This window comes from Pedobacter heparinus DSM 2366 (assembly GCF_000023825.1).
Taxonomy (GTDB): Bacteria; Bacteroidota; Bacteroidia; order Sphingobacteriales; family Sphingobacteriaceae; genus Pedobacter; species Pedobacter heparinus.
Genome location: NC_013061.1, coordinates 3440933 through 3463883, shown reverse-complemented (window position 1 = coordinate 3463883; position 22951 = coordinate 3440933). Strand labels below are relative to the sequence as shown.

The following is a 22951-nucleotide window of genomic DNA, read 5'->3' as shown; positions in this document are numbered from 1 at the left end:
ACAAATTTTTAACATGGATTGAATTGCCTCATACTGTTGTTTAAAGTTTTTTTGGGGCTTTGGTACTTTTATCTTTCGGATCAGCATAAAAATCGTCCATTGCATTGGGCTCATTCTTCATCTCTACATTTTCAACCAGCTTTAACCTGCCGCCTGCAACTCTATACGCATCAAAGCTCAAATCGGATGCATAGAATTCAAAGTTTCCTTCCAGATCAGGGGTAAAAGGGGCGAGGTGGTCAAATACGATCATGTTTACCGACCTGTCCATCGTAAGGGTCATTGAATTTAACTTGTTGTATTCAAAAACCACCCTGTTTTTCTGACTGCTCCCTTTTACGCCATCAAATACGGTCTTGCCAAATACAGGTTGCCCGGCCCTGTCAAAAGAAAGGATTTCGATCACTTTTTTTGAAGTTTTGGCGTTATTCCCTTTCCAGCCTATCAGCACATAATAAGGTTGCTGTCCGTTTATCTTAACAGGCACAATCTGATAATAGCGTGCACCATACCAGTTCTTATTGTCTGTTACCTGGTTTACATCCTTAATTTTATCTGTGCCGTCAATTAAAGGGAACATTTTTAGTTTACCGTCTTTGGTAGCCATTTGTATGGTCCCAAAAAAGCGGTAAGTGCCATCATCATTGGGTACATACCAGGAGATCAGCCTTAAGGCATTATCGGGCGATTTTAAAACGGTAACCTTTTTTAAAGAGTCGAAGGGGAAATTAAAGGAGGCCTGGGTTTTTAATGCATTGACCAGGGTTTTAATAAATGTTGCATTTGCCGCAAAGCGGTCCTGGTTGTTCCCGGCATTGTACATCGCCTCGGAAATGCTGATGAGCGAGTCCTGGTATTTTTTTAATGCCGGAACATTGCTGAGGTCGAAGCTATGCTGCGCCCAAACCGGGGTTGCGGCACAGCATAGTATAAAAAATAACAGTAAAGGTTTTAAAGCCTTAATCATTTAGTTCATGTTTTCTATTACCAGGGGCACTGGCACCGCCGCCGCCATTACAAATACCGGCAACGCCTATTTTGCCATGTTGCTGCGCTAAAACGGAAAGCAGGGTAACCACAATCCTGGCACCGGACGCACCAAGGGGATGTCCCATTGAAACCGCACCACCATTAATGTTCACTTTTTCTGCATTTAAACCCATTTCTTTATTGTTTGCTAACGAAACTACAGAAAAAGCTTCATTGATTTCAAAATAATCAACATCAGCGATGCTTTTTCCGGCTTTTTTTAAGGCCAGGGGGATGGCTTTTGCCGGTGCGGTGGTAAACCATTCCGGTGCCTGCTGGGCATCGGCATAAGCTAAAATTTTAGCCAGGGGCTTTAAACCCAGTGCTGCAGCTTTATCGGCACTCATTAAAACCAGTGCAGCAGCGCCATCATTTAAGGTCGACGCATTTGCCGCTGTTACAGTACCATCTTTTTTAAATACAGGTTTAAGGCCAGGTATCTTATCAAATTTTACGGCAAATGGCTCTTCGTCCTTATCTACCATTGTAGTATCGCCTTTGCGGTCTTTCACTTCTACAGCAATAATTTCCTGGTTAAACCTGCCCTCTGTTTGTGCGGCCTGCGATTTTTTGTAGGAACCGATCGCAAAAGCATCTTGCTCTTCGCGGCTAAAGCCACATTCAGCAGCACAAAGTTCAGCAGCAGCGCCCATGTGATAATCGTTATATACGTCCCACAGCCCATCTTTTACCAGTCCGTCTGTAATTTGTCCGTGCCCCAGCCGGTAACCATTTCTGGCTTTGTCCAGGTAATAGGGCACATTGCTCATGCTTTCCATACCACCCGCCACAACGATATCGTTCTGGCCCAGGGCTATGCTTTGGGCGGCCAGCATAATGGCCTTGGTACCCGATGCACATACTTTATTGATTGTTGTTGAAGGTACATCCGGCAAACCGGCAAATTTAGCTGCCTGCGTGGCGGGCGCCTGTCCCAGTCCGGCAGATAACACATTGCCCATATAAACCTCCTGGATGTCTCCCGGCTTAATCCCTGCCCTTTCAACAGCTGCTTTAATGGCAAAAGCACCCAGCTGGGTAGCAGAAAAGCCCGATAATGAGCCTCCAAAACTTCCAATCGGGGTTCTTACAGCAGAAACAATGACTACTTCTTTCATTTAATGTTTTTAAGTTAGTTATGAACAAAGTTAAGTATTTACCGGCTATCGGTGGTTAAATACCAGGTAATTTAACTTTTACAATGTCCGGGGGCCAAGCGCAGGGCCTGGTCCTGATGAAATGTGTTAAAACTGCGCTATATTTTATTAGAACCTTATTAGGACCTTACTGGAACCTTGCTAGGTCGATTTGACCTATATAAGATTTAAATGATCTAAAAATGTTTAAAAAAAATTTTAAAAATAAATGGAGCATATGAAAAGCAAATCCGGTGCTTTACGTTATCAAAACGCATGATCATGACCCGGCTATTTAAAAACAATTACATTACGACGAATATTTGTGTTATTTTTGAGTAATAATCAATTTATATCGCTTTGGCTAAAATCAGAAAGAATTCCCATAAGGTATTGTACCGCAAGTATTCATCTAACATAAAATACATTATGATGGTGCTTTCAGTGCTCATCATAACGGTTTTTTTGCCTAAACAACCGCGTTTCAGGTATGAGTTTGAGAAAGGTACGATCTGGAAGAACAAAGACCTGGTATCGCCCTTTAGTTTTGCCATTTTAAAAACAAATCCACAGGTTACCATTGATAAACAGGATGCATTGGACAATGTTTTGCCAATTTATAAGTTAAACAGAGAACTTTTTAACGCGGTAGAAGAGGCGTATCTGAATGAATTTGATGTGAAATGGAGGACCAATGCCTTCCCTGAAAATGAAAGACCAGGCTACAGGCAAAGCGCTTTGAAGCTGTTACAGGATATTTATAACAAAGGGATTATTGCCATCAACATAAAACACCAGAAAAGCAATAACCCCAATTACGATTTTTCTTTGCTGAACAACAACATCAGCAAGACGGTAAACACCCAGGACGTTTTTACGGTACAGAGCGCGCTGGCCTATTTTAAAAATAACTTTAAATCGGTTAACCTGAAAATTGAGGAAGTGGTAGAGAACCTGGCGGAGGATCATTTACAGCCCAATATTGTTTTTGATGAAAAGCTGACTGCTGTGGTGCAGAACAACACGGTAAGCAGCCTGTCTACCACCAGGGGGATGGTGCAAAAGGGCGAGCTGATCATTTCCAAGGACAATGTGATTGACGATGAGGTATATCAAAAACTGCTTTCCTTTAAAGAGGCCTATGAGGCCCAGACCAAAACTATAGGCGACAGTAAACTGGTTTATCTGGGCCAGATCTTGCTGGTGGGCTTTATCGTGAGCCTGCTGATGGTGTTTCTTAAGCTGTTCAGAAAGGATATTTTTGCCGATAACCGGCAGCTGTCACTGATCCTGCTGGTGATTACCACGATGCTTTTGGCCTTAACCTGGGCCATTAAACTCAATCTGCCGAGTATTTATTATATACCGTTCTGTATTGTCCCCATCATTATCCGTATCCTGTTTGATACCCGGCTTGCGCTTTACCTGCATTTGCTGGTGGTGCTCATTTCAGGTTTTTTTGTGGCCAACAGCTTTGAGTTTGTTTTTTATCAGGTTACCTCGGGCATGGTCGCCATTTACAGTATCAGAAATTTAATTAAGCGCGAGCAATTGCTGTTGTCTGCTTTATTTATCCTTTCGGCTTACTTTGTTTCTTTCCTGGGTATAGCTTTACTAAGGGAAGGATCACTGACCCAGATAGAATGGATGAATTTTGTGCCATTTATTGTAAGTGTCCTGCTTTCGCTGCTGGCATACCCGCTTATTTATGCCTTTGAAAAGATGTTTGGCATTACTTCGGATGTGGCCCTGATTGAGCTGACCAATACCAATAACAAGCTGCTGCGGGAGCTGGCTTTTAAAGCACCAGGTACTTTTCAGCATTCCCTGCAGGTGGCCAACCTGGCCGAGGCAGCCATTTTTAAAATAGGGGGCAATTCATTGCTGGTAAGGGCAGGGGCACTGTACCATGATATCGGTAAGATAGAGAACCCGCAGTATTTTATAGAAAACCAGAATACCGCTTTGAGTCCGCACGATAAGCTGCCTTACGAGCAGAGTGCCCAGATCATCATTAAACACGTGCATAAGGGCATAGAAATTACCCGCAGGCACCAGCTGCCGGAGAGTGTGATTGATTTTATACGGACACACCATGGCAATACGCGGGTAGATTATTTTTATCAGTCGTTCTTAAAGAACTCGCCTGAAAAATTTGTAGATGAGAACATTTTCAGGTACCCGGGGCCTATCCCGTTTTCTAAAGAAACAGGGGTGCTGATGCTGGCCGATTCGGTAGAAGCAGCTTCAAGGAGCCTGAAAAATCCGGATGCCCAAAGTATAAATGACCTTGTTGAAAGGATCATAGATTATAAACTGGAGCAAAACCAGTTGGACAATTGCGATATTACATTAAAAGATCTGGAAACTATAAAGCTGATATTCAAGACAATGCTGATGAGCATTTATCATGTGCGTATAGATTATCAGCAAACTCTGTAATTTTTTTTTGCAAACACCGATCACGTTGCTATATTTGCACTCCCTCAGCAAGGATGCTAACGGGAATTGGAGAGGTGCCTGAGTGGCCGAAAGGAACAGTTTGCTAAACTGTCGTACTGGCAACGGTACCGCGGGTTCGAATCCCGCCCTCTCCGCCAAGCGGAAAGCTTAAATAAAAAGGGTTGCTCCACAAAGAGCAACCCTTTTTATTTGATACACCTGCCTGGCAAAACCAGCAATTCCTGATGCAAATGTCCTTTCCATTTGTTATGGATTACAGATATGAACCCGCTATTTCTGAATTTTTGACAGCCGGAAACTGAATATTTTTCAGCAATGCTGTAATTATTTCTGTTAATTTAAGCAAAAATCCATTTGGCATTTCAGTTGTCATATTTTTACCGAACCTTGAGTTCAAATTGTTTAATTAATTATAAGTTTTAATCATTAAATCAAATTAAGGAGGAAAAACCTATGACACTGGTTAAATTTAATCCACAAAAAAACAACACATTAATGCCGGGCTTTAATGATGTTTTTGATTCTATTTTCAATGATACTTTCTTTGCCGACCGTATGGTAACCAGGGTACCTGCGGCCAACATCAGTGAATCGGGGGACCACTATCACGTTGAACTGGCTGCTCCGGGACTTAAAAAAGAAGATTTCAAAATCAGTCTTGAACGGAATGTGCTGAATATTTCTGTAGAGAAGCGCACAGAAGATAAGCAGGAGCAAAGAAACTATGCCAAGCGGGAATATAGTTATAGCTCTTTTGTCCGTTCATTTACCTTACCTGAAAGTGCAGATGAAAACGGCATACAGGCAAGCTATAACGAAGGTATATTGGCTATTGATATCCCTAAAAGGGAAGAGGCAAAGGCAGTAAGCCGTCAGATAGAGATTAAATAATTTTTTGTAAAATCAATTTACAGAGCTGCCATCAGGTGGCTCTTTTTTTTATCTTCTATTATGGGAACTTCTTTTGAGATTTCGCTGAATATGAAAACCCTTAAAGGTTTGGAAACTTATGCCAGCTTTTATTTGGGCGTTGATCAGCAATTCGCCGAACGTATTTTTGGTTTGATGCGGGGTGAGCGGGAAATCATGGAGAATTCGGTAATTAGTATGGATTTAACCAAAAGGCAGGATGGGATTCCTTATCCAATATCTATTCTCCATTGTAATTGGGAGCATTTGGCTTATAATACCAAGATTATTACTAAAGAAGTGTTTAAAGAGCTGAATCTGGAGCAGAATAGATCGTTATAAGTGTTTTGAGCCCATTATCCATGTAGCATCATACCCGTCAAATTCAATAACAGTAGTCAACCTGATATTGTACTTCACATCTGTACTGTTGGCCTGATCATAACCATTGGTATAGCTTACCGGTACCAACAGCTGCCAGCTAGAAAAAACAATTCGATTGATTGCATGTTATATAAACTCAAGAAAGATGACTATGAAAACGACAACAATTTTAAATGAGCTGATCGAAATTAATAATGACCGCATTGAAGGTTTCCAGAAAGCGGCTTTAGACATTAAAGATGAAAATATTGATTTGAAAGCAATATTCCAGGAGTACAGTACCCAGAGCAGAAAATTCAGCCAGGAACTGGTTGCATTGGTAGCGGGGCTTGGTGAAGAGGTAGAAACGGGCAACACCATTGCCGGTACTTTGCACCGGGCCTGGATAGATGTGAAGTCGTTATTTGGCGGAGATGACCGGTTGAGCATTCTCAATGAAGCAGAACGTGGGGAAGATGCGATCAAGGCCGCTTATCAGCTGGCTTTGCAAAAAGGAGAATTGGGGGGCGAAGCTTTGTCGACTGTAAGCCGGCAGGCTGAAGAGATCAAATCTGCGCATGATGCGATCAAGGCTTTGCGTGATGCTGCAAAACTGACCAGCTAAAACTCCTAAGAAAAATACAAGCCGCCTATAAAAGGCGGCTTGTAATAAATCTGGCTCTACCTTCGTCCTTGGGCGCACTTTGCTCGTAGCTTGCGCATACCTGGCTCATAAAAAGGGTACTTTTTACGAACAAGCTACGACCGAGGTATTGAGCAGCAGATAGTAAGGTGATAAGTAGAAACAAATCAGGCGCTCGTGTAGCAGGTGGGCTGTTGGGGTAATTTTGGTTTTTGCTCCATTTATCGGCTGGGTTTGGCTGTTTATAGCATGCTAGTTTAGCCTTTCGACAGATAGGAATTGGGTACATTTGGTGGTGTATATTCGATACCATAAGCCTGCTTTATCAGTAAAGATACTATGCCGGCGATGGTTTCTTCTTTCCGTTGAAATTGCGGCAATGAGCCCATCATAGCATAACTTATAGGGTTGACGGCAGGAACAAAGGTTTCCCATTCATAGCCTTTGGCCCAGATCAGTCCTTTTAGGGTAAGGGTCAGATCGGCTTCATTTTCCAATAGAAAATATAGCATGTCGGCCGAACTGTTGCCATTTTGATTCACCGTATGAAAAATGGGTGTATGCCCCCCGAAACCAAACTCATCCAGCGCTGCTTTAGCATTCACATCTGCTCCGTAGGATAACAATACCTGAGCACAACCGATACTATTGTATTCTGCACAAAAATGCATTAGCGTGCCACCTATCAGGGAGGTATAGGTGTTACGGAACAGCGTATATGTTTTTCGTATGTAACTATGGTCTCGCTTTAGGATATTTTCAAGCTTGATTGCATCGTCCGCCAGAACCGCCAGCAAGGCTTCGTCTTCAAATTGGAGCCCCGCGTTTATAAATGCCTGTATGCAAAAGTGAAATTTTGGCCCGCGGCTATACATTTCTACCATGGTGGTGAATAGGGGCAGGTTGTTCAGCACGTCATTCGGACTGCCTCCATTTTTGAAATAATGTTGGATACCGCTGACGTTGTGGGTTTCGATATCGATCAGGATTTGTGGATAGTTGGTCATGTAGATTAAATATAATGGTTTGCACTATTAAAACTAATAAATTTGGCATAATTAGCCAGGATAAATAACTAATATGATCTAAAAATACCAATTGATGCCGCAGTAATCAACCTGATATTGGCTTTGCGCGATGCTGCAAAATTGACCAGCTAAAACGCCTAAGAAAAATACAAGCCGCCTATAAAAGGCGGCTTTTTTATTTGGTTTGAAGACGAATATTTTAATATTTTTATTAGACGCATTTGTATATTCTCCGCATGGGTAAATTAATTGCATAAGAAAGTCGGGACTATTTTTGTAACTTGCACTGAGCAACATACCAAATATGCAGGAGCACCTTGTATTTTCAGATCAGGAACTAATGGAAATGATTCGGAAGGACGATCATCATGGCTTTGAAATGCTTTATCGGCGTCACTGGCAGAAACTATATCAAAGTGCATTTAATATTTGCCGGGACAGGGAAATCTGCATGGATGTTTGCCAGGAAATATTTATCTGGTTTTGGGAACACCGGAATTCAGTAAACTTAATCAGTACTGTACACAGTTATCTGCTCAGTGCGGTGAAGTACAAAATGATCAGCTATATCAGGAAGGATAAGGTGAAAGCGAATTTTTTAGAGATTGCTAAAAGCCTGCCGGAAAGTTATACGATAGAGGAAAACATTCAGGTAAAAGAATTGCAGAGCTTCATTACCCAATTTGTGGGCACACTTCCCGATAAATGTGGGGAAATTTTCAAGATGAGCCGCAATGAACACCTCAGTAATAAAGAGATTGCAAGAAAGCTGGGTATTTCGGAAAAAACAGTAGAGAACCAGATTACCATTGCACTTAAGAAACTTAAAGGATCTTTGGGTAACCTGAGCTGCTGGTTTCCGCTGATCTGAGCATAAATATTTTTTTTATTTTCCTTTGGGGGCTAAGGTACTTTAAAACGCCTTACTTATATGTCGCCCAATATTATGGAAAAGGAAAAACTGTTTAAACTTCTGGAAAAGATCGAATCTGGCTCAGCTACGACTGAAGAATTGGCCCAGTACAATCAACTTTATATGCATTTTCAAAAAGCTGAAGACTGGGATACCCTGACCATGGGAGAAAAACAGAAAATTGAAAAGGAGATGTATACAAGCATCTCGGAAGCGATTGAAGTACCCTCAAAACAGAAAAAATCTTATTCACTTTTCAACTATGCGGCTGCAGCAGTTCTGCTGATCACTGTTTCAATAGGTTTTTATTTTTATAAACTCAATCCAGCCGTAGTCACAAAAAAGCAGGATTCAAAAGCAGTTCATATTCATGACAGGCCCCCTGGTGGGAACAAAGCCACCTTAACACTTAACAATGGTACTAAAATATCGCTTACCGATGCCAGCAATGGTGATCTGGTTAAACGATCAGGTATATCCATCACTAAAGCAGCTGACGGGCAATTGGTTTATAAAGTTTTGGGGCCCGCCAAAAATCAGGCGAATGCAGCCATGGAGTATAACAGCATCAGTACACCAAATGGAGGACAATACCAGATTTTGCTGTCCGATGGATCCAAGGTCTGGCTAAATGACGCTTCTTCCTTAAAATTCCCAACAGTATTTACCGGTGAAATGCGTAATGTAGAGCTGAGTGGTGAGGCGTATTTTGAGGTTTCTAAAAATGAGAAAATGCCTTTTACAGTGAACGCAAAGGGAACAAGTGTGCTTGTTTTGGGAACGCACTTTAATATAATGGCCTATCCGGACGAAAAAGCGGTCAGGACGACATTACTGGAGGGGGCTGTAAAATTGGTCCATGCAGATGACGAGGCTTTTCTTAAACCGGGAGAGCAGGGGACAATTAAGGAAAAAGGTGGAGGTTTTAAAGTACGCGAGGCAGATATTGCTGCTGTAATGGCTTGGAAAAACGGGTATTTCCTGTTGGATAACGCAAGTTTGCCCCAGCTGATGCGTCAGATATCAAGATGGTATGATGTAGATGTGGTATATGCTTCCGGTAATCTTAAAGACCATGAATTTGTAGGAGAAGTAAGCCGAAAATATAGTCTGATGAAGATTTTAAAAATTCTGGAACTGAGTGGGCTCACCTTTAAACTGGAGGGCAGAACATTAACCGTTAAATAACCAATATAACCAAATATAAACCAATTCATGCATATGGAAAAATAGCTACACGAACCCTTCGAAGATTACCCTAGTTCCTTACAATAGGAATGAAAAGATAAAACCAGATCCCGATTGCCGTCGGGACCTGGAAAAGTCAGGCTAACCTTAAAATTCTTATTGACAGAAATCAAACCATTAACCTAACCGTACAAAAGTATGAAATTAAACCAATGTGGTAAAATCCCACCGTTGTGGATTTTGCCCCTGAGCCAAACCATCAGGGTTATGAAACTAACCGTAATTTTAATAACCATTACCTGTCTGCATTTATCTGCAAAGGTGTTTTCCCAACGGATAAACCTTAATGAAAAGAATGCGGCCTTTTCATCTATAGTGAAGTCTATTGAAAAGCAAAGCGGCTACAAATTCTTTTACGACAATAAACTGATCAATCCGCGGATAAAGCTCACCGTCTTTCTGAAAAATGTTCCCCTGGAGCAGGCACTGGAACAATTACTTGAAGATAAATCGCTGACTTATACGATAGTAGACCAGGTCATCGTATTGAAACAGGCTGATTTAAGCGTGTCAACCCCAGCCGTATTTGACCGGGTTACCGGAAGGGTAGTTGATGAAAAGAACATGCCTATGCCTGGTGTGAGCATTAAAGTGAAAAACAATACCGGCAAAGCTGTTACGGATACGGACGGGAAATTTCAGCTGGTAGCTAAAAAAGGGGATGTGCTGGTTTTTAGTTTTATTGGCTATACCAATAAGGAAGTAGTTTATGATGGGCAGGGCAGTATGAGTGTTTCGCTTAGTGTAGCAAATATTGAGATGAATGAAATTGTGGTGGTTGGCTATGGTGAAGTTAAAAAGCGAGACCTTACCGGAGCACTTTCTTCGCTCCAGTCAAAAGACATTGTGAGGTCTAACCCGGTGCTGGCTGCTAAAGCTATTCAGGGAACAGTTGCGGGCGCTACGGTAACCAAAGCGAGTAACCGGCCGGGTGCGCCCTATAACATTACCATCAGGGGTGAAAATACGATCAATAATTCTACCCAGCCCCTGATCGTGATTGATGGACTGATGGGCGGAGACTTAAATACCCTTAACCCCAATGATATCCAATCTATGGATATCCTTAAAGATGCCTCTTCCACCTCTATCTACGGTGCAAGGGGTGCAAATGGAGTGGTTATCGTGACCACAAAGAAAGGCGTATCTGGTGAACTGAAGTTAAGTTATGATGCCTATGTGGGCATGAAAAAGATGGCTCACGGGCCTGAAATGATGACCACACCGCAATTTTATAAGCTTGCCTATACAGATATGGTTGCAGCAGGACTTACGGGAACGGTTTTTACGATTGCCGAAACCGCAAATATTGATGCAGGAAGAACCACCGACTGGGCCGATCTGATTACCCATAATGGCATTCAGACCAGTCATAACCTGAGCTTGTCCGGAGGTACGGATAAAACTACCTACAGGTTTTCGGGAGGTTATTTAAATGAACAGGGTAATGTTAAATATACCGGTTATAAACGTTACAATTTAAATGCCGGCCTGGACAGTAAACTGGGTGAGCATGTGAAGGCCGGATTCACTTCTTATGTAACCTATAGCGATCAGAACTGGGGCTCACAGGAATCATTAAGGGGCGCATACAGGGCACGCCCTACCGGGACACCTTATTATGCAGACCTGACCAATCCAAGCCAGAACGCGGATATCAATGTGGATGGACTGGCCATATGGATGGGTATCAATGATAAACAGGTACCCAACCCGCTTGCCGATATTGATCCCAAAACATCTTTGCTTAAAACAATGACGCTTACCGCCCTGGGCAATGCTTATGTTGAAGTGTCGCTGCTTAAAGGTTTGTCTTTCAGGAGTTCTCTTTCGGCTTCTTACAGCAATGCTAAAATAGGGGACTGGCGTGGTACCTGGTCGAAATCTCAGATCGGGAGTTTGCCAAGGACCCAGCTGGATACCAAGGGGATGGCAAATTATACTTTCGACAATATCCTCAGTTACAAAAAGGATATTGGAAAACATTCCATAGGTTTTACGGGTCTGTATAGTGCCTATTATCAGCGGGATGAGACCACCAGTATTGCTGTAAAAGACCTGCCTTATACTTCTTACTGGTATGCTTTAAATACCGGTACGATTACTGCAAGGAGCAGTAACCTGATAGAGCGCTCACTCCTTTCTTTCATGGGCAGGATCAATTATGGATACGATGACAAATATTTACTGACAGTTACCGGCCGTTCAGATGGTGCTTCTCAACTTGCAGCAGGCAATAAATGGGCATTTTTCCCATCTGTTGCCCTGGCCTGGAGAATGAGCGAAGAACAGTTCATTAAAGAACTCAATATATTCTCTAACCTGAAACTCAGGGGCAGCTATGGCGAGGTAGGTAATGCTACGGTAAACCCATACAGTACGCAGGCGCTCCTGTTAAATACAGGTTACGATTTTGATGGTGCAGCAGCGATGGGCTTTGCACCTGCCAACCTTGGTAACAAGAGCTTGAAATGGGAAAGAAGTAAAGAGTTAAATATTGGTATTGATGCGGGATTTTTCAACAACCGCATTACTGCAGCGATTGAAATTTACAACAGAAAAACAGTGGATCTGATCCTGAATCAAAAAATGCCAACTGTAACCGGGTTTACCGAGGTAATTGCCAATGTGGGTAAAATCCAGAATAAGGGGGTAGAGATCACTTTAAATACCCAGAACATCATGAAGCCTGATTTTGGATGGAACAGTACGTTTTCTTTTACCAAAAACAACAACAAGCTGCTGGAATTGTATGGCGGAGGCCAGACTTTTGATAAAGGAAACAAACTGTTTGTGGGTTATCCCATCCGTGCCAATTTTGATTACCAGTTTGCCGGCATCTGGCAGCTTGCCGATGTGGACCAGGCAAAAGTTTACGGGCAGCTACCTGGTTCTGTGCGTGTGGTTGATCAGAACAAGGACAATAAGATTTCTTCTTCCGGTGATATTGATGACCGGGTAGTACTGGGTACGCAGTTGCCAAACTGGCTGCTGGGAGTTACCAACCGTTTCAATTACAAGAAATTCGATCTTTCTTTCTTCCTTTATTACAGGAATGGCGGACAATACAGCAATTCAACCCTGTCAGGAACATTTGGTGAACTGGGTACCCGCTACAATTCACTGGCTTCTTTAGATTACTGGACCAAAGACAATCCTTCCAATACTTATTTTTCACCTTATGTAGCCAATCCATATAGAAGTGCGATCAACTACCAGGACGCAAGTTTTTTAAGGATATCTGACATCACAGCAGGTTATACTTTGCCCAGGAATTTTCTGAGTAAATATAAAATTGCCAATGCCAGGTTCTATGCCCAGGTTTCCAATCCTTTTATTTTTACAAAGTATACCGGCTTTGATCCTGAATTTAATTCGGCTATTTACCAGGACGATGTACCATCGGCAATTTATTCGTTGGGTGTAAACATCAGTTTCTAACTTAAATCGACTACAATGAAATCAAGATTCACTACAAAATATACCATACTGGCCATTTCATTAATGTTGCTGGTTGCACCTGGATGTAAAAACTCTTTTCTCGATGAAACGCCGGTTTCTACACTCACAACAGATGTTTATTACAAAACAGAAGCGGGCTTTGAGGACCTGGTGAGGTCATGCTACCCTTTGCTGCGGAATATCCATCAAACCCGGAGCCTGGTTTTACTGGGCACTGACCTTTTTAGTCCGGGTGCTTACAATGACCCGAAATTTGCAACTACAACGCCCAATGCAGGCTCGTTAAACCAGTACGACGCAGGCCTGAATTCTTCTCTGGATGATTTCAGGGTGCTGTGGACGCTGTTGTACACAGAACTTGGCCGGGTAAATACGGCAATCAGCAGGGCAGATGGCGTTACAGGCATGAATGAGACCTTAAAAAGTACCCGTGTATCCGAAGCTAAATTTTTAAGGGCCCTGGTGCTCTTTTACCTGGTGCAGCAATGGGGCGATGTACCGATGCCCTTAACAGAAACACAAAGTGCAAGTAAAGTAGCAACAAGGATCGCTTCGGCAGAGGTATATAAACAGATTCTGGCTGATCTGCTGGATGCAGAATCAAAGCTTCCTCCGGTGGCATCCAATTACGGACGCATCACAAAAGGCGCTGCGCAGTTCCTGCTGGCCCGCGTATATTTAACCCGTGGCTGGAATTTTAAAAATACACTTGGCGGTTCCAATGCCGATTTTACGTCGGCACTGCAATATGCCGACAAGATCATTGCGGCCTATCCACTGGCGGCAAATTATAAAGATTTGTTTCCGGTGCGGTCCAAAAACCCACTTGCCCAATACACCGGTGCCCAGAATGATAAAAACGCGGAGATTGTTTTTTCGGTACAGTATAACCCTGATGTGCTGACCAATAAAACCGATCCGGCTTTTGCTGTAGATGCTGCCGGAGGTAATAACCTGCATTCTGTTTTTGGTGGTACGGCTGAAAGTTTTCCTGGTACTAAAGGCAGAACAAGTGATTACAACCGCTCACAGCCTATTTACCCGCTGGCAGCGGCTACTTACAGGTTTTATGACCCTCAAAATGACAGCCGTTACGACCATAATTTTTTAGAAGTAGGTTATGCCTTACTGGCTGTTACAGGGTTTAAGCCATTACCCTTGTTAGATCCCAACCTTAAGATCAATATTAAAAGTGGTGACACGGTGGTGTACTACCGTCCATGGAATAATCCTGCAACTGCACTTAAAGACAGAGGTGTAGATGTTGGTGGCACCCGAAACTATTCGGTGATTAACGGAAGCGAATGGGGAGGGGGCTATAATATTGTAAATGGTGTGGCTGCAAGTGGTTTTCCGTCGGGAGAACCCATTATGTGGAAGTTCTGGCAGCCAAATATTCCTTATGGCGATGCATACGGAACTTTCAATGAATCTATTTTCCGCTCTGCCGAAGCTTATTTAATTGCTGCAGAGGCAATTGTTAAAGGCGCTACAGGCGGTCAGTTGGGTACTGCCGATGTGTATTATAATAAAGTGCTTAACCGGGCCCTGGGTGCTAAAGTTGCTGCGGATCCAAAATGCGCTAAATTCCCTGGCGATATCAGATCTCTGGAAACCGTTTCTTACCGGGCTACACCGGCCAATATCTCCATCGACCTTATTCTGGATGAAAGGGCCCGTGAATTGCTTGGCGAATATGACCGCTGGTTCGATTTAAAAAGAACAGGAAAATTGATTGAGCGGGTGTTGAAATACAATCCATGGGCGATAAAGAGCAATACGATCAAGGACACGCATTATTTGCGGCCAATCCCCCAAAGTGAGATTGATCTGTCGTTCCCGGCGATGTCTCAGAATCTGGGTTATTAAGATAAACATGTTGTAAAAAGGGATTTATTCGCATTGTTCACGTTGATGTGGATAAATCCTTTTTATACCATGCTATTGAATCCTAAAAATTGACAATATTATTATGTGTATAAAAAAATGCCTTTTACCCTTAAGCATTTTATGGGTAACCAGTGCCTGCGTTTTCGCGCAAAATACCAGCCGGCCTGCGTTGGAAAAGACAGCGCTGGTTGAACCCATGGTAGATGCTTCCCATTCGAGATTTTTTTATTTCAGCTCTGCATCAAGGCCTTTTGGTATGGTTAACCTGAGCCCGGATATGGAACTGGATGGTACCTGGAACTCTGGCTACCGTTATGACGAGGATACCATTAAATGTTTTAGCCATATCCACTGCTGGGAACTATCGGGCATACCTGTATTGCCTACTACCGGCGAATTTAAGGGACATCTGGGGCCTTCTGCTTATGGCTCTTCCTATTCGCACCAGCAAGAGGTAGCCAAACCGGGCTATCATAAAGTGGTATTGAAAGATTATGGCATTACGGCTGAGCTCACTTCTACCACAAGGGTTGGTTTTCACCGGTATCGTTTTCCAAAATCCCCGTCTGCCAGTATTTTATTTGATTTTACAACCGTACTCGGCTCATCCGGTACGCAATCGGCAAGTGTTAAAAGAACAAGTGCACATTCCATTGAAGGTGCTGTAACCATGGCTGCAACGGTACGGAGGCCTAAACCGATCACCATATTTTTTATAGCCGAATTTGACAAGGATTTCGAAAGTTTTAATGGCTGGCAAAATGGTAAGATCCTCTCCTTCACAGAGCGGGTTGAAGGTGAGCATACAGGCGTTTTTCTCCGCTTTAAAACTGCAGAAAATGAAGTCCGTAAAATGAAAGTGGCCATTTCATATGTAAGTACAGCAGAAGCGAAACGAAATTTGCAGACTGAATTGCCGCATTGGGATTTTGATCGCATCGTAAAGGAATCTGCCAATGACTGGAATGCCTGGCTTGGCCGTATTGAAGTAGAAGGCGGCACACTGACAGCCCAAAGACGTTTTTATACCGACCTTTGGCATGCCTTACAAGGCAGACGTATCGTAAGTGATGTAAGTGGCACCTATATCGACAATACCGGGGCAAAACCTGTAACCAGGCAAATGCCATTGGATGCCAAGGGCAAACCACTGTTCAATTCCTACAATTCAGATTCTTTCTGGGGTGCACAATGGTCGCTCAATACCCTGTGGCACCTCGTATACCCGGAGGTAACGGAGTCGTTTATCAATTCTTTTTTAGAGATGTATAAAAATGGCGGCTTAATTCCACGTGGCCCTTCGGGCGGTAATTATACTTATGTGATGACCGGGGCCACAATGACTCCATTTATTGTAAGTGCTTACATGAAAGGTATCCGTGGTTTTGACGTAAATAAAGCTTATGAAGGGATGCGGAAAGACCATTTTCCTGGCGGAATGATGAGCAAGGCCGGTTATGAGCACAACACGTTTAAAGGCGGCGGAATTGAAGATTATATAGGCCTGGGCTATGTTCCGTATCCGCTGAGCAGCATTAAGTATGGCTATCACCAGGACGGCACTGCACAAACGCTTGAGTATGCCTATCAGGATTATGCCCTTTCGCAAATGGCCAAAACTTTGGGTAAAACCGATGACTTTCTTTTGTTTAGCAAAAGGGCCCTGAATTATAAAAATGTTTTCAATAAAGAGATTGGCTGGATGTGGACAAAAGACAGGACGGGCAACTGGAACCAGCCTGTTGATATTTTAAAATATGAGCATGGGTTTGTGGAGGGCAATGCGGCACAATATTCCTGGTTTGTACCACAGGATGTAAAGGGACTGATCGGATTGATGGGTGGACCTGATGCTTTTACCGGCAAATTAAATGAGTCGTTTACCAAAGCAAGAACGCATGGTTTTGTTTCGGGTAAATCTGAAAACCCTAAAGACCAGGAACTGAACAGAAGGGTTTACATTAACTACGGCAACCAGCCCTGTATGCAAACACCTTTTCTGTTTAACTATGCCGGTAAACCATGGCTTACCCAATACTGGACAAGGCAATTGATCGATTCTGTTTACAGTGGTATTTCGCCGCAAAAAGGGTACAGTGGGGATGAGGACCAGGGCCTGATGGGATCATTGGCTGTGCTCATGAAAATCGGCTTGTTCTCTACAAACGGCGGGACTTCGGAAAAGCCTTTTTACGAAATTACCAGTCCCATCTTTGACAAGGTTACCATCCAGCTGAACCAGAAATATTACAGCGGAAAACAATTTGTGATCAGCACTAAAAATAACAGTGCTAAAAATGTATACATCCAGTGGGCCAGCCTCAATGGGAAACCTTTAGATCAGCCCTGGTTTTTACATGAAACCCTGGTAAAGGGCGGTCAGTTGATTTTGCAAATGGGCGCACAGCCCAATAAATTATGGGGCAGTAATTTAAAAATGGCGCCTCCATCTATGTCTACCGTACAATAAATAGATCCCGAATATGAAAAAAATAACCTATTTGAAGCATAGTACCTGGGTAACCGCATTTGCTTTTTCAGTTTGCCTGGTTTTGCTCAGCAAAACAAAATTGCAGGCCCAGCAACAAAAGAAGCTGCCCAATATTGTATATATTCTGGCTGATGATCTGGGCTATGGCGATATTAAAATTTACAATGCAGGTGCAAAAGTAAATACACCCCACATTGATAAACTGGCCGAGCAGGGCATGCGCTTTACAGATGCGCATACCACATCATCTGTATGCACGCCTTCGCGCTATTCTATTCTGACCGGTCGCTACCCCTGGCGCAGCAGGCTTCCGGTAGGTGTATTGAGAGGGTATAGCAGAACATTGATAGAAGAAGGCCTGCCAACGGTAGCCGGTTTGTTGAAAACAAGCTCCTATCGCACAGCGGTAATTGGGAAATGGCATTTAGGATTGGATTGGATGCCAAAAGAAGCATTCAAAGATTCTATTAATCCCGCTTTTAACAAAGACAGGCTGTACGGCATTACCGATGAAATGAATCCGGATCAGATAGATTTTGGAAGAGCACCCGTTCGTGGCCCGCGTACACAAGGTTTTGATTACTCCTATGTGCTGCCTGCCTCTCTGGACATGCCGCCATATGCCTATCTGGAGAATGATCAGCTAACAGAGCCGCTTACGGGCTATACACCAGGTAATAAATTGGCCAGCGGCTATACCGGCCCCTTCTGGAGGGCCGGCTTAAAAAGTCCCTCATTTGATTTTTACGGTGTATTGCCGGCCTTTACCAATAAGGCCACCGATTTTATTAAAAAAGAGGCTGCAACAAAAAATCCTTTCTTCCTGTATTTCCCTATGCCGGCACCACATACCCCATGGATGCCTACCGCCGAATACCGGGGTAAATCGCAGGCAGGGGAATATGGTGATTACTTACAGGAAGTTGATGCTGCAGTAGGTAAAATATTGCAGGTATTGGACAGCCTGGGCTTATCAAAAAATACCTTAGTGGTGTTTACCAGCGACAACGGGCCTTACTGGCGGGATGATTTTGTGCAGCAATATGGCCACCATGCTGCGGGGCCATTCAGGGGAATGAAAGGCGATGCTTATGAAGGTGGCCACAGGGTTCCTTTTATTGTGCGTTACCCCGGTAAAGTAAAAGCAGGGACCATTAGTAATGTAACAACCACCCTTGCCAACCTGATGGCCACCTGTGCCGATTTAACTGGCAACCATGCTGTCCAGTTTGAAACGGAAGATAGCTACTCCATTTTACCGGTATTGCTTGGTAAAGCTGCCGGGATTGCAGAACAGCCGGCCATTGTCAATATTTCTTCCAAAGGGTTTTATGATATCCGGAAAGGGCCCTGGAAATTGATTACCGGTTTGGGTTCCGGAGGGTTTTCGGTACCCTCAATAGTTAAGGCCCCTGAAGGGCAAGCTGCCGGGCAATTGTACAACCTGGATACAGACATTAAAGAAGAGACAAATTTGTATAGCCGGTATCCTGAAAAAGTAAAAGAACTAAGCGCCTTATTGGAAAAAATAAAAGCAGCGCCCAAAGGAAAACGTGCAAAATAAAGCTGAAATAAAAATGAAGAAGATATTTGTACTTATCGTGTTGTTTTGTTTCAGTAATATACTGTGCACACAATCACAAAAGATAAGTTATGTTCAAAAATTTGCGAATGAAAACCATGAGCAGATCGGCTATTGGTTTATTACACCAGCGCTTATAGCTGATACCAAAAAGGCCCTGGCCAATATAGACAGCATTGCCAGCAAATGTAATTACACCATGCTGTTTTTAACCGCAAGGGAGGGTGCTGATTTTTATGATCTGAAACTGCTGCACCCTTTTTTTAAACAACTGGTAGCCGAAGGGCACCGGAAAGGAATAAAAGTTGGTTTGCAGTTGTGGGGAAATTACAAAGATAAAACGATGGAGGGTTCGCAGCGGATGATTGTTGAAAACGAAGTTACCCTTGATGAGCGCGGCAGTGCTTCTTTTACCGCAAAAGCCAGGTATATCCGTTTTGCAGACCGATTGCTAAAATCAGACCTGTTTAAGGTGTATGCATTTAAAAAAACCGGCGAAGGCTTTTATGATCCGGCTACATTGAAAGACATCAGCAGTAGCTGCGAAGTTGTTTTACCCGATAAAGCAACGGTGCAGGTCAGCATCAAGGCTGGTGCAGCTTTAAAAGGACAAACTGCCTGCATCATGACGCAGCAGTATTGCAGCCAGAGCAGCATGTGGGATGATGTGGAGATCAAGGGTTTTACGGAAGCAATGACCACTTTCGCTGATATCCCTTTTGATGGGTTTGCGCTGGATGAATATGGGAACAAATTCATTGAAAGAATATTTGACCAGCGAACCGCCCAGCCCTTCAGGGGGCGCTGGTATTCTACTGCAATGGCGAAAGCATATGCAGCTGAAACCAGGAAGGACCTGGCCAAAACCTTATTCGATGGCCGGTATGCACCTGAAGGAAAACCTGAAGTAAGAATAGCGGCAATCAACGCCTATATGGAATTTATGCGTAAGGGTGCATTAAGGGTTGAAACAGCTGTATTCCATAAATCGAGAGAAATATTTGGTAAAAATATATTCAGTGGCATTCACAATACTTACCACAATAGCCTGATCAACGATGAAATATGGGCCAATGGAATTGGCTGGTGGACTGCCCCGCGTGCTTACGGACAAACGGATGAGAAAACATTTTTGCCCACACAAATGGGCGTAGCCATGTCGCACCCCATGAATGCCATGTATAACCAATACTATGATGCGGAGTTGTCGCCTGTCGTTGTAAAAGCCATCCATGACCTGCGGTATGGCATCCGCACACATTATCACGCCTTAAATGATAAGCGACCCTTACGGTTTGATCTTGAATTCCCGGAAGCTATCGATAGCATCAACAAAATTGAAAACTGCGCGCGCTTGTTGAACAAATTTAACCCATCGTTGCCGGAGGTAAAGCTGCTGGTAATTTTTGGTATGGAGGCGCTGAGCAACTGGTATCCAAATGATGCCGATAGGGGTGTATACGACATCAATGATCAGCTGGGGATAGAAAATAAGGCCCTTGAAATCTGGAAGGCCGGCTATCTGAATGCCCTGGTGCCTTCCGATTTAATTGTAAACCAGACCTTAACTATTGGCAAGGATGGCAAGCCGGTGATGAACGGACATAAGTTTGATGCGGTCTTGTTTCTGAATCCTCAATATGCAAGGGAACCCGTTTTGAAATTTCTGGAAGCTTATCAAAAACAAGGTGGCAAACTGATGATTGAAGGGAAAGCCGACCGTGACTTTAAAGGCAAGCTGATTGCTGCAAGGTTCAAATCCATTTATGATAAAGCCACAGTGCGGGGGTATCAGATTGAAGGGCTTTCCAGGCTTGGTTTAAAAAAGAACTTTTTGCCTGACGGTTGTAAAAACGAAGATGGCTCTTATGTTTTTACAGATCTGAATTCACTGAGAACGGGTCGGACTGCGAGTTTTGCCCTGCGCATTAACGGCGACAAGTATACCGGCGAATATAAAGGGCTTGCGGTTCTTGCTGCGGATAAAAAAACAGGCGTCAAAAAGTTTGCAGCAGCCGGTTGTAAGTCATTAAGCCGGAACGGGCAGCTGGTGTTGAGCTTTTCGAAACCGGTAGACTTTTATATGGAAAAAAAGAACGGCATCCTGCAAATGACCATTGCGGACGGTAAAAGATCAGCTACACCATTGATCAATAAATTGTAAAACACAAAGTCCTGAAGGATTTAAAAAATAAAAGGTTATGAAATATAAACTAGTGTTATTGTTTTCATTGATATACACCATCTCTGCAAACTGCCAGGTAAAAGACCAGTTGATCACGGCCAATGGAGCTGTGGCCGACGGGCAAACCAACAATGCTGCTGTCATTCAGCAATTGATTGATAAAGCCGCTGCCGGTGGCGGCGGAAGGGTAATTGTGCCGCCAGGTAATTTTATGTCGGGGCCGGTGTTCTTAAAATCTGGTGTCGACCTGCATCTGGAACTGGGAGCCCGCCTGCTCGGGTCTACAGACCGGGCTGATTATGGGGCCTATAACGGAAGACCAGCGCTCGTGTCCGCAAAAAATCAAAATAACATTTCGATCAGTGGCAAAGGGATCATTGATGGGCAGGGGCAGGAACTGATGCTGGATATTTTTAAGAAACTCCGGAGCGGGGAAATGAAACAGGATTCTAGCTGGCTGTACAAACGGCCGGGAATAGGACGGACAATGATCCTGACCTTTACTTCCTGTACCAATGTAAAGGTGACGGGGGTTACCCTGAAAGATGCAACAGACTGGGTACAGGATTACCGGGAATGTAATGGAGTAATTATTGATGGTATTACGGTACAAAGTACGGCCTATTGGAACAATGATGGCCTGGACATTACCGATTCGAAAAACGTAAGGATAACCAATTGTTTCATCAATGCATCTGATGACGCACTTTGTTTTAAATCTGAAAACCCTGACAGTTCCTGCGAGAATGTTTTTGTAGACAATTGTACTTTAAGGTCGAGCGCAAACGGACTGAAGTTTGGTACCCGCAATTCCGGGGGCTTTCGCAATTTTAAGATCCGTAATCTTAGCATTTTTGATACTTACCGCTCTGCTATTGCACTCGAATCGGTAGATGGTGGTTTTTTGGAAAATATTGACATTCAGCACGTGGTGGCCAAAAATACCGGTAATGCCATTTTTATACGTCGGGGGCAGCGCAATACAGCGGGGGCAGTGGGCAGTTTAAAAGGCATCTATATCGCGAATGTAAAAGTGGAAACCCCTTTGTTAAAACCCGATCAGGGTTACCCGATTGAAGGACCACCGGATCACCTTCGTCCGGGTTTTGATAAAATGCCGGTACGCCCGTCTAATTTTCACATTTACGGACATCCCTTTTTGCCGTACAACCTCATCCCTTCTTCGATTGTAGGTTTGCCGGGCTATCCTGTAGAAGATGTTACCCTTGAAAATATAGAGATCAGCTATGGTGGCAGGGCCAATAAAAATATCGCTTATATACCCCTGGATAAGATCACTGAAATTCCTGAAAACCCGGCTAACTATCCTGAGTTCTCCATGTTTGGTGAACTGCCTGCCTGGGGATTTTATATCCGGCATGCTGCAGGTATAAAAATGATCAATGTAAAAATAAGTTACCTGGAAAATGATTTCAGACCTGCAATGGTGCTGGATGATGTGAAAGGAATGAAACTCAGCAACATGAAAATTCCGACTGTAAAAGAGCTGCCGGTGATTCAACTGAACAATACGGATGGCATCAGTTTCCAACAGCTGGAAATGCCGGTTACTGAAGCGAAAGGGATTTTAAAAACAAATTATAGATAA

At 43.4% G+C, this 22951-nt stretch carries 16 protein-coding genes and 1 tRNA gene; 13 read left to right on the top strand and 4 right to left on the bottom strand.

The features are described 5' to 3' along the window. Nucleotides 1-40: 40 nt before the first annotated feature. Entirely contained in the window at nt 41-967 is a 927-nt protein-coding gene (locus tag PHEP_RS14385; RefSeq protein WP_015808710.1) for a hypothetical protein, read from the bottom strand. Continuing rightward, nucleotides 960-2147: an acetyl-CoA C-acyltransferase gene (locus PHEP_RS14380; RefSeq protein ID WP_015808709.1), complete on the bottom strand. Its 1188-nt coding sequence runs from the start codon at nt 2145-2147 to the stop codon at nt 960-962. The genes PHEP_RS14385 and PHEP_RS14380 overlap by 8 nt, the downstream gene beginning before the upstream one ends. A 450-nt stretch (nt 2148-2597) precedes the next feature. On the opposite strand from PHEP_RS14380, the gene PHEP_RS14375 reads away from it, so the two are divergent. From PHEP_RS14375 to PHEP_RS14360, 4 genes are all read left to right on the top strand, one after another. Beyond that, on the top strand, nt 2598-4607 hold the full coding sequence (locus PHEP_RS14375; RefSeq protein WP_086003148.1) for an HD family phosphohydrolase: 2010 nt from the start codon (nt 2598-2600) through the stop codon (nt 4605-4607). A gap of 68 nt (nt 4608-4675) precedes the next feature. Further along, nucleotides 4676-4765: transfer RNA gene (locus tag PHEP_RS14370), tRNA-Ser, on the top strand. Between the two features lie 316 nt (nt 4766-5081). Next, complete coding sequence (locus PHEP_RS14365) at nt 5082-5519, top strand: Hsp20/alpha crystallin family protein (protein WP_015808707.1); 438 nt, start codon at nt 5082-5084, stop codon at nt 5517-5519. 60 nt (nt 5520-5579) lie between these two features. Further along, a complete protein-coding gene (locus PHEP_RS14360; RefSeq protein WP_015808706.1) occupies nt 5580-5879 on the top strand; it encodes a hypothetical protein in 300 nt (99 codons plus the stop codon). On the opposite strand, the gene PHEP_RS22420 is transcribed toward PHEP_RS14360, so the two are convergent. Beyond that, a complete protein-coding gene (locus tag PHEP_RS22420) occupies nt 5874-6008 on the bottom strand; it encodes a hypothetical protein (protein WP_262495117.1) in 135 nt (44 codons plus the stop codon). The two genes, PHEP_RS14360 and PHEP_RS22420, sit on opposite strands and share 6 nt — an antisense overlap. A 64-nt stretch (nt 6009-6072) precedes the next feature. Here PHEP_RS22420 and PHEP_RS14355 point away from each other — a divergent pair, with 64 nt between their 5' ends. Next, the gene (locus PHEP_RS14355; RefSeq protein WP_238326483.1) at nt 6073-6525 is read left to right on the top strand and encodes a PA2169 family four-helix-bundle protein; all 453 of its coding nucleotides are present in this window, start codon (nt 6073-6075) and stop codon (nt 6523-6525) included. Between the two features lie 275 nt (nt 6526-6800). On the opposite strand, the gene PHEP_RS14350 is transcribed toward PHEP_RS14355, so the two are convergent. Next, nucleotides 6801-7550: an ankyrin repeat domain-containing protein gene (locus PHEP_RS14350; RefSeq protein ID WP_015808704.1), complete on the bottom strand. Its 750-nt coding sequence runs from the start codon at nt 7548-7550 to the stop codon at nt 6801-6803. Between the two features lie 325 nt (nt 7551-7875). Between PHEP_RS14350 and PHEP_RS14345 the strand changes: the two genes are divergently transcribed. From PHEP_RS14345 to PHEP_RS14310, 8 genes are all read left to right on the top strand, one after another. Continuing rightward, nucleotides 7876-8442 (top strand): RNA polymerase sigma-70 factor, encoded by a 567-nt coding sequence (locus PHEP_RS14345; protein ID WP_015808703.1) that lies wholly within the window; start codon nt 7876-7878, stop codon nt 8440-8442. A 75-nt stretch (nt 8443-8517) separates the two neighbouring features. Next, nucleotides 8518-9672: a FecR family protein gene (locus tag PHEP_RS14340; protein WP_036674120.1), complete on the top strand. Its 1155-nt coding sequence runs from the start codon at nt 8518-8520 to the stop codon at nt 9670-9672. A 267-nt stretch (nt 9673-9939) separates the two neighbouring features. Further along, nucleotides 9940-13173 carry a TonB-dependent receptor gene (locus tag PHEP_RS14335; protein WP_015808701.1) on the top strand — a complete coding sequence of 1078 codons (3234 nt, stop codon included), beginning with the start codon at nt 9940-9942 and terminating at the stop codon, nt 13171-13173. Between the two features lie 15 nt (nt 13174-13188). Beyond that, entirely contained in the window at nt 13189-15063 is a 1875-nt protein-coding gene (locus PHEP_RS14330) for a RagB/SusD family nutrient uptake outer membrane protein (RefSeq protein WP_015808700.1), read from the top strand. A 103-nt stretch (nt 15064-15166) separates the two neighbouring features. Further along, complete coding sequence (locus PHEP_RS14325) at nt 15167-17554, top strand: GH92 family glycosyl hydrolase (RefSeq protein ID WP_015808699.1); 2388 nt, start codon at nt 15167-15169, stop codon at nt 17552-17554. A 13-nt stretch (nt 17555-17567) separates the two neighbouring features. Next, nucleotides 17568-19139, top strand: coding sequence for a sulfatase family protein (locus tag PHEP_RS14320; RefSeq protein ID WP_015808698.1), 1572 nt, complete (start codon nt 17568-17570; stop codon nt 19137-19139). 13 nt (nt 19140-19152) lie between these two features. Then, nucleotides 19153-21321, top strand: a complete 2169-nt coding sequence (locus PHEP_RS14315; protein ID WP_015808697.1) for a hypothetical protein — start codon at nt 19153-19155, stop codon at nt 21319-21321. A gap of 37 nt (nt 21322-21358) precedes the next feature. Beyond that, nucleotides 21359-22951, top strand: a complete 1593-nt coding sequence (locus PHEP_RS14310; protein WP_015808696.1) for a glycoside hydrolase family 28 protein — start codon at nt 21359-21361, stop codon at nt 22949-22951.

What these genes read in the sequence shown, in the direction of transcription:
- PHEP_RS14375 (WP_086003148.1), top strand. Translation starts at nt 2,598, where the DNA reads ATGGTGCTTTCAGTGCTCATCATAACGGTTTTTTTGCCTAAACAACCG.
- PHEP_RS14310 (WP_015808696.1), top strand. Translation starts at nt 21,359, where the DNA reads ATGAAATATAAACTAGTGTTATTGTTTTCATTGATATACACCATCTCT.
- PHEP_RS14360 (WP_015808706.1), top strand. Translation starts at nt 5,580, where the DNA reads ATGGGAACTTCTTTTGAGATTTCGCTGAATATGAAAACCCTTAAAGGT.
- PHEP_RS14315 (WP_015808697.1), top strand. Translation starts at nt 19,153, where the DNA reads ATGAAGAAGATATTTGTACTTATCGTGTTGTTTTGTTTCAGTAATATA.
- PHEP_RS14365 (WP_015808707.1), top strand. Translation starts at nt 5,082, where the DNA reads ATGACACTGGTTAAATTTAATCCACAAAAAAACAACACATTAATGCCG.
- PHEP_RS14385 (WP_015808710.1), bottom strand. Translation starts at nt 967, where the DNA reads ATGATTAAGGCTTTAAAACCTTTACTGTTATTTTTTATACTATGCTGT.
- PHEP_RS14330 (WP_015808700.1), top strand. Translation starts at nt 13,189, where the DNA reads ATGAAATCAAGATTCACTACAAAATATACCATACTGGCCATTTCATTA.
- PHEP_RS14340 (WP_036674120.1), top strand. Translation starts at nt 8,518, where the DNA reads ATGGAAAAGGAAAAACTGTTTAAACTTCTGGAAAAGATCGAATCTGGC.
- PHEP_RS14345 (WP_015808703.1), top strand. Translation starts at nt 7,876, where the DNA reads ATGCAGGAGCACCTTGTATTTTCAGATCAGGAACTAATGGAAATGATT.
- PHEP_RS14350 (WP_015808704.1), bottom strand. Translation starts at nt 7,550, where the DNA reads ATGACCAACTATCCACAAATCCTGATCGATATCGAAACCCACAACGTC.
- PHEP_RS14335 (WP_015808701.1), top strand. Translation starts at nt 9,940, where the DNA reads ATGAAACTAACCGTAATTTTAATAACCATTACCTGTCTGCATTTATCT.
- PHEP_RS14380 (WP_015808709.1), bottom strand. Translation starts at nt 2,147, where the DNA reads ATGAAAGAAGTAGTCATTGTTTCTGCTGTAAGAACCCCGATTGGAAGT.
- PHEP_RS14355 (WP_238326483.1), top strand. Translation starts at nt 6,073, where the DNA reads ATGAAAACGACAACAATTTTAAATGAGCTGATCGAAATTAATAATGAC.
- PHEP_RS14320 (WP_015808698.1), top strand. Translation starts at nt 17,568, where the DNA reads ATGAAAAAAATAACCTATTTGAAGCATAGTACCTGGGTAACCGCATTT.
- PHEP_RS14325 (WP_015808699.1), top strand. Translation starts at nt 15,167, where the DNA reads ATGTGTATAAAAAAATGCCTTTTACCCTTAAGCATTTTATGGGTAACC.